This is a genomic window from Kitasatospora sp. NPDC058406, from assembly GCF_042722765.1.
In the GTDB taxonomy this organism is placed as follows: Bacteria; Actinomycetota; Actinomycetes; order Streptomycetales; family Streptomycetaceae; genus Kitasatospora.
This window is the reverse complement of record NZ_JBHXKE010000395.1, coordinates 1-5,358: the sequence shown is the minus strand read 5'-3', so window position 1 is coordinate 5,358 and position 5,358 is coordinate 1. Positions and strand designations below refer to the sequence as shown.

4 protein-coding genes are annotated in these 5,358 nt (G+C 73.0%); 3 read left to right on the top strand and 1 reads right to left on the bottom strand.

From position 1 onward, the window contains the following. The first annotated feature begins 125 nt into the window (after positions 1 to 125). The 3 genes from ACFWOG_RS39325 (at position 126) to ACFWOG_RS39315 (ending at position 4,074) form a co-directional block, all read left to right on the top strand. Positions 126 to 1,085 carry a glycosyltransferase family 2 protein gene (locus ACFWOG_RS39325; protein ID WP_329885399.1) on the top strand — a complete coding sequence of 320 codons (960 nt, stop codon included), beginning with the start codon at positions 126 to 128 and terminating at the stop codon, positions 1,083 to 1,085. 91 nt (positions 1,086 to 1,176) lie between these two features. Next, a complete protein-coding gene (locus tag ACFWOG_RS39320; RefSeq protein ID WP_380364410.1) occupies positions 1,177 to 3,585 on the top strand; it encodes a hypothetical protein in 2,409 nt (802 codons plus the stop codon). Positions 3,586 to 3,600: 15 nt separating this feature from the next. Next, the gene (locus ACFWOG_RS39315) at positions 3,601 to 4,074 is read left to right on the top strand and encodes a GtrA family protein (protein ID WP_329950386.1); all 474 of its coding nucleotides are present in this window, start codon (positions 3,601 to 3,603) and stop codon (positions 4,072 to 4,074) included. Between the two features lie 44 nt (positions 4,075 to 4,118). Here ACFWOG_RS39315 and ACFWOG_RS39310 read toward each other — a convergent pair. Beyond that, positions 4,119 to 5,358: acyltransferase family protein (locus ACFWOG_RS39310; protein ID WP_380364407.1), on the bottom strand; the 1,240-nt coding region annotated here is incomplete at its 5' end.

Below are 5,358 nucleotides of genomic sequence, written 5' to 3'. Positions count from 1 at the left end.
CACCTCAGGGTGTGCGGGGCCCTTCGGTCTTAACCCTGCGCTCATCTTCTCTCACGGAGCGCTCACAGGCTGCTGCTATTCTCGGGCCACGAACCAGCCCCAGCAGCGGAAAGCGGGAGCACCTCATGCCAACGGCGCCCCAGTTGTCGGTCGTGATGCCGATCTACAACGAGCAGGAAGCGCTCCCGCTGACGGTCGAGCGCCTCCGCCCGATACTCGACGCCCTCGACGTCACCTACGAGGTGGTCGGTGTCGACGACGGCAGCACGGACGTCACCCCGGTGCTGATGCAGAAGATCCGCCAGGACTGGCCCGAGTTCCGCATCGTCCGCTTCGCGCGCAACTCCGGTCACCAGGCCGCGCTCACCGCCGGGATCCACCGGGCGCTGGGGGACTACGTGGTCAGCATCGACGCGGACCTCCAGGACCCGCCGGAGAAGATCCCCGAGATGCTCGCACTCGCCCGCGAGCAGAACCTGGACATCGTCTACGGGGTCCGCGGCGACCGCGCCACCGACACCCGTTTCAAGCGGCGCACCGCCGGCGCCTACTACTGGCTCATGCGCAAGCTCGTCGGCAAGCGGATGCCCAGCCAGGCCGGCGACTACCGGCTGCTCAGCCGGGCCGCCGTCGACGCCCTCAAGTCCCTCCCCGAGCACCAGCCGGTCTACCGGCTGCTCGTCCCCTGGCTCGGCTTCCCCAGCGGCGAGGTCGTCTACGTCCGCGAGGAGCGGGTCGCCGGGGCGACGCACTACCCGTTGTCCAAGATGGTGCGGCTGGCGATCGACAGCATCACCAACTTCTCCGCAAGTCCCCTGCGGCTCGCCACCTGGATGGGCCTGCTGAGCTTCCTGGTCTGCATAGGGCTCGCCGTCTACACGGCGTTCGCGTACGCGCTCGGCGCCACCGTGCCGGGCTGGTCGTCGCTCTTCATCGGGATGCTCTTCATCGGTGCCGTGCAGCTGATCTGCGTCGGTCTGCTCGGCGAGTACATCGGGCGGATCTACTCGGCCGTGCAGGCCCGCCCCGCGTACTTCGTCGGCTACGACTCGGCCGAGGACGAGTGGCAGGAGCGGTCGCGATGACCTCCACAGGGGAACGGATCCGGTCGCAGCGAACCGTGTCGAGCCGCCCGGGGCGGCTCCGGTGCGCGGCACGGAGGACGGAACGGACAGCATGGGCACCACCAACAGCACGGCGTCCTCGGCCAGGTCCCGGGACGGTCGCCCGCCGGGCGGGGCGAGTGCTTCCGCGTCGCTGACGGCGGGCCGCCGCGACTCCCCTGCCCCGGGCGGGCTGCGGCGGTGGGCGCCGGCGGTGGCCTGCTACCTGTTCGCGGTCGCGCTGCTGCTGGCCACGGACACCCCGCCGGGCGACATCGCCCGCTACACGGGCTACGCCGCCTGGGGCGTGCTGCTTCCCGGCACGCTGGTGTTCCGGGCGCTCCGCCGCCGCCCCCACACCCTGGTCGAGGACCTCGTCCTCGGCGCGGTCACCGGCCTCGTGCTGGAGCTCGGCGCGTGGGCCCTGCTGGTGTCGCTCGGCCTGCAGAGGTTCGCGGTGGCCTGGCCGCTGCTGGTGGTGGTGCCCTTCCTGGCGGTGCCCGGCCTGCGGCGGCACTGGCGGCCGGCCGGGTACCGCCGGCCGGCGGAGCGCTGGTCCTGGGCGACGGCCGGCGTGGTGGCCCTCTCCTCGGCGTACTACTACGAGGTCTTCCTCGCCCGGTTCCCGATCCTGCCGGACAGCGAGACCAGCCGGCAGTACGGCGACCTGCCCTACCTGCTGTCGCTCGCGGGGAACGCCAAGTACAACGTCCCGCCGACCCTGCCGCAGGTGTCGGGGGAGCCGCTGAACTACCACTGGTTCACCTTCGTCCACATGGCGATGGGCGATCTGGTCGGGCACGTCGACCTGTCGGTGGTCGAGATGCGGCTGATGGTCCCGGCGCTGGGCGCGCTGGGGATCCTCGCCGTCGCGGTGGTCGCCCACCGGCTCGTGGGCCGGCCCTGGGCCGGCCCGGTGGCGGCCCTGCTGGTGTTCGCGGTGGGCGAGTTCACCGCGGCGTACCCCAACAACGTGGGCAGCTGGACCTTCGGGGCTCCCGCGGTCCGGCTGATGTCGTTCGCCAGCCTCTCCCTGACGTACAGCCAGCCGCTGCTGATCGCCCTGATCGGTGCGGCCGGCGACCCCCTGAGGCGGACCCGGGAGGGCGACGGGGGGATCCCGTCGTTCGGCCGCGGCGCCTACGTGCTCGCCGCGCTGTTCGCGCTGGCCTCCAGCGCGGCGAAGGCCAGCACGCTTCCGGTGGTCCTGGGCGGTCTCGGCTTCGCCGGGCTGATGATCCTGATCGGGACGCGGCGCGTCCCGTGGACGATCGTCGGCCTGGGGGCGATCGTCGGCGCGGCGCAGCTCTTCGCGACGGCCGCCGTCTTCGACTTCCAGAGCTACGCGCTGGAGGTCGTCCCGTTCGGCAACGTCCGGGGCTACTGGGCGGATCCGGACGGTTCCCGGCCGGCGGCGGTGCAGGCCGGGCTGGTCGCCGCGATCCTGGTCGCGTTCGTGCTGAACCACCACCTCAAGGCGGCCGGGATGCTGCCCCTGCTGTGGCGCAGCCGGCTGGACCTCGCTCCGGTGCAGTGGTTCCTGCTCGGCGGCGCGCTGGCCGGGCCGGCCGCCTACCTCGCGGTGAACGGCTTCAACGCCAGCTACTTCACCCTGGCGGGGTTGCCCTTCGCCGCCCTGCTCTCGGCGTGGGGGTACTGCGAGACCTTCGAGCGGGCGGCGCTCCCGCGCCGTGCCGTGCTCCTGCTGGCCGCCGCGGCGGCGGTCCTGGCCGGAGCGCTCACCCTCGCCCTCTACCGGTACTCGGACGACTGGAAGGCGTTCGCGGCCCGGCCGTTCGACGGTCCGGCGGGGGAGCCGCCGTACGTCAAGCTGCTGCCCGCGCTGGTCGCGGCGGCGGCGCTGGCCGGGCTCGCGCTGGCCGGCGGCCTGCTCTGGCGGCTCGCCGGCCGGGCGGTGCCGGCGCTGCGGCGCCGCGGCGGCGTCGTGCTGCTGACGGCGGTGCTGGCGGTGGGCGTCCCGGCGACGGCCCTGGACGTCCTCCAGGCGCGGAAGGTGCACTGGGAGGGTTCGTGGATCCTGCCGGAGACGCAGGTCCAGGCGGCCCGCTGGGTCCGTGAGCACAGCGGGCCGCGGGACGTGCTCGCCACCAACAGCCACTGCTGGCAGTTCGAGGACTACGCGGACAGCGCCTCCTGCGACAACTACCGTTCGTACTGGTTGAGCGCCTACTCCGAACGCTCGGTGCTGATCGAGGGCTGGGCCTACGCGCCCCGGTTGATGGCCACCGCGGCCGGAGCCGTGTCGGCCACGACGGGCTTCTGGGACGAGGCCCTGTTCAGGCGCAACGAGGAGGCGTTCTACCATCCGACGGCGGACACCCTGCGACGGCTGCGCGACGACGACCCCCGGCTCCGGTACCTGGTGGTCCACCGCAAGGCCGGGGCCGAGTCGCCGCGGCTGAAGGACCTCACCAAGCAGGTGTTCGACAACGGCCGGGTGGCCGTGTACGAGCTCTCCTGATCCGACGAAGAAATCATGGGCATCCAGATGGTCTCCACCGACAAGCCGACCGTGCCGGCGCAGGACGGTCCCGCGGCGGCGCGGCCGGCCGGGACGGTCCGGCGCCAGATCCCGTCCTTCCTGGTGATCGGGGTCCTGAGCACCCTCTTCTACCTGGGGCTGTACGTCGTCGCGCGGCAGTTCGTCGCCCCGCAGGCGGCGAACCTGATCGCGCTCGCGGTGAGCGCGGTGGCCAACACCGCGGCCAACCGGCGGTTCACCTTCGGGATCACGGGTGCCGAGGGCGCCCTGCGCCACCAGCTCCAGGGGGCGGTCGCCTTCCTGATCGGCCTGGGTCTCAGCGCCGGGGTGCTCGCCCTGCTGGACCTCGCGGCGCCGGACGCCTCGCGCACGGTCGAGGTGGCGGGCCTGGTGGTCGCCAACGGCCTGGCCACCGTCCTGCGCTTCGTGCTGATGCGGATCTGGGTCTTCAAGGAGCGGAAGGGCTGACCCGGGCGGCGGTCGGCGGTCGGCGGGCGCTCCGGCGCGACGGTTCAGCTGCCGGCCTTCGCGGGCCGGGCTCCCTCCGCGGAGCCCCGCGGCCCCGGGGCCCAGTTCCGCAGCCGCATCGCGGGCTCCTCGACGACGTGCCAGGAGAAGGCCGCCAGGGCCAGTGTCGCGGTCATGGCGGCCGCGAAGAAGCCCAGGACGCCGAAGCGCGCGAAGCCGAGCAGCGCGGCCGCCTGCTCGACCGGGAACCCGTAGATGTACACGCCGTACGAGTAGTCGTGGCGGCGTCCGACGGCCTGGAACCGGCGGGGCAGCCGGGCCGCCGCCCAGAAGAGCAGGTACACCAGGGCGGGGTGGCCGAGCACGGGATAGCCGCGCCAGTACAGCGTCCCGGCCAGGACGATCCCGGCGGCCAGCGCCAGCCGGTCGTCCACCGGAATCCGGTCGGCCCACAGCCGGAGGCCGGCGCCCAGCAGGAAGACGAACCCGAGGTGCACCAGCAGGTACCCGCTGAGCTGCCCGAGGACCGGGACGGCCACACCGGGGCCGACGAGCGGGGAGCCCGGGGACGGGAGGTCGGCGAGGCCTCCGGCGATCATCAGCCAGAGCGCCAGCGCCAGCGCGGGGACGACCAGCCGGCCGCGCAGCAGGCCGAGCGCGGCCAGCAGGCCGGCGAGGGCGTAGCAGAGGATCTCGTACTTCAGGGACCACAGGGCGCCGTTGAGGCTCCGGTCGAAGTTGGTCGACCGGCGGATGCCCTCGGCCAGCACGCCGGAGATGTCCCAGCCGGCCGCGGGCGAGGTGCTGCCGAGGCTGCTCAGGTAGCTCAGCGGACCGTCCGGGCGGTTCCAGAAGCCCGTCAGTGACCCGTGCTGGAAGAAGTAGAGCAGCGGTACGAGGGCCAGGGCGCAGACCAGCAGCGAGCCCCAGAGCCCGGGCAGGATGCGCAGGGCCCGGTGCCAGGCGAAGCGGAGGGGCGACAGGGCCGCGGCACTGCCGGTGATCATGAAGCCGGAGAGGGCGAAGAAGCCGAGGACGGCCGACTTGCCGAAGTCGGTCTGGTGACCGCTCCAGTTCCAGAGGGGGTCCAGCCGGCCCCAGCCGAGCGGGTAGACGTGCGAGACCACCACCGCGACCGCGAGCAGCAGGCGCACGGCGCCGAAGCTGTTGGCCCGACCCGTGCAGAGGTCGGCGAGGGTGCCGTGCGGGCGGAGCAGGGCGCGCAGTGTCGTGCCTTCCCGTTCACTGGGTGGCGCGGGCGCGGTGCCCGGACCCGGTGGGGTC

Excerpts from the sequence above, each read along its gene's own strand:
- ACFWOG_RS39325 (WP_329885399.1), top strand. The coding sequence starts at position 126 with ATGCCAACGGCGCCCCAGTTGTCGGTCGTGATGCCGATCTACAACGAG.
- ACFWOG_RS39320 (WP_380364410.1), top strand. The coding sequence starts at position 1,177 with ATGGGCACCACCAACAGCACGGCGTCCTCGGCCAGGTCCCGGGACGGT.
- ACFWOG_RS39315 (WP_329950386.1), top strand. The coding sequence starts at position 3,601 with ATGGGCATCCAGATGGTCTCCACCGACAAGCCGACCGTGCCGGCGCAG.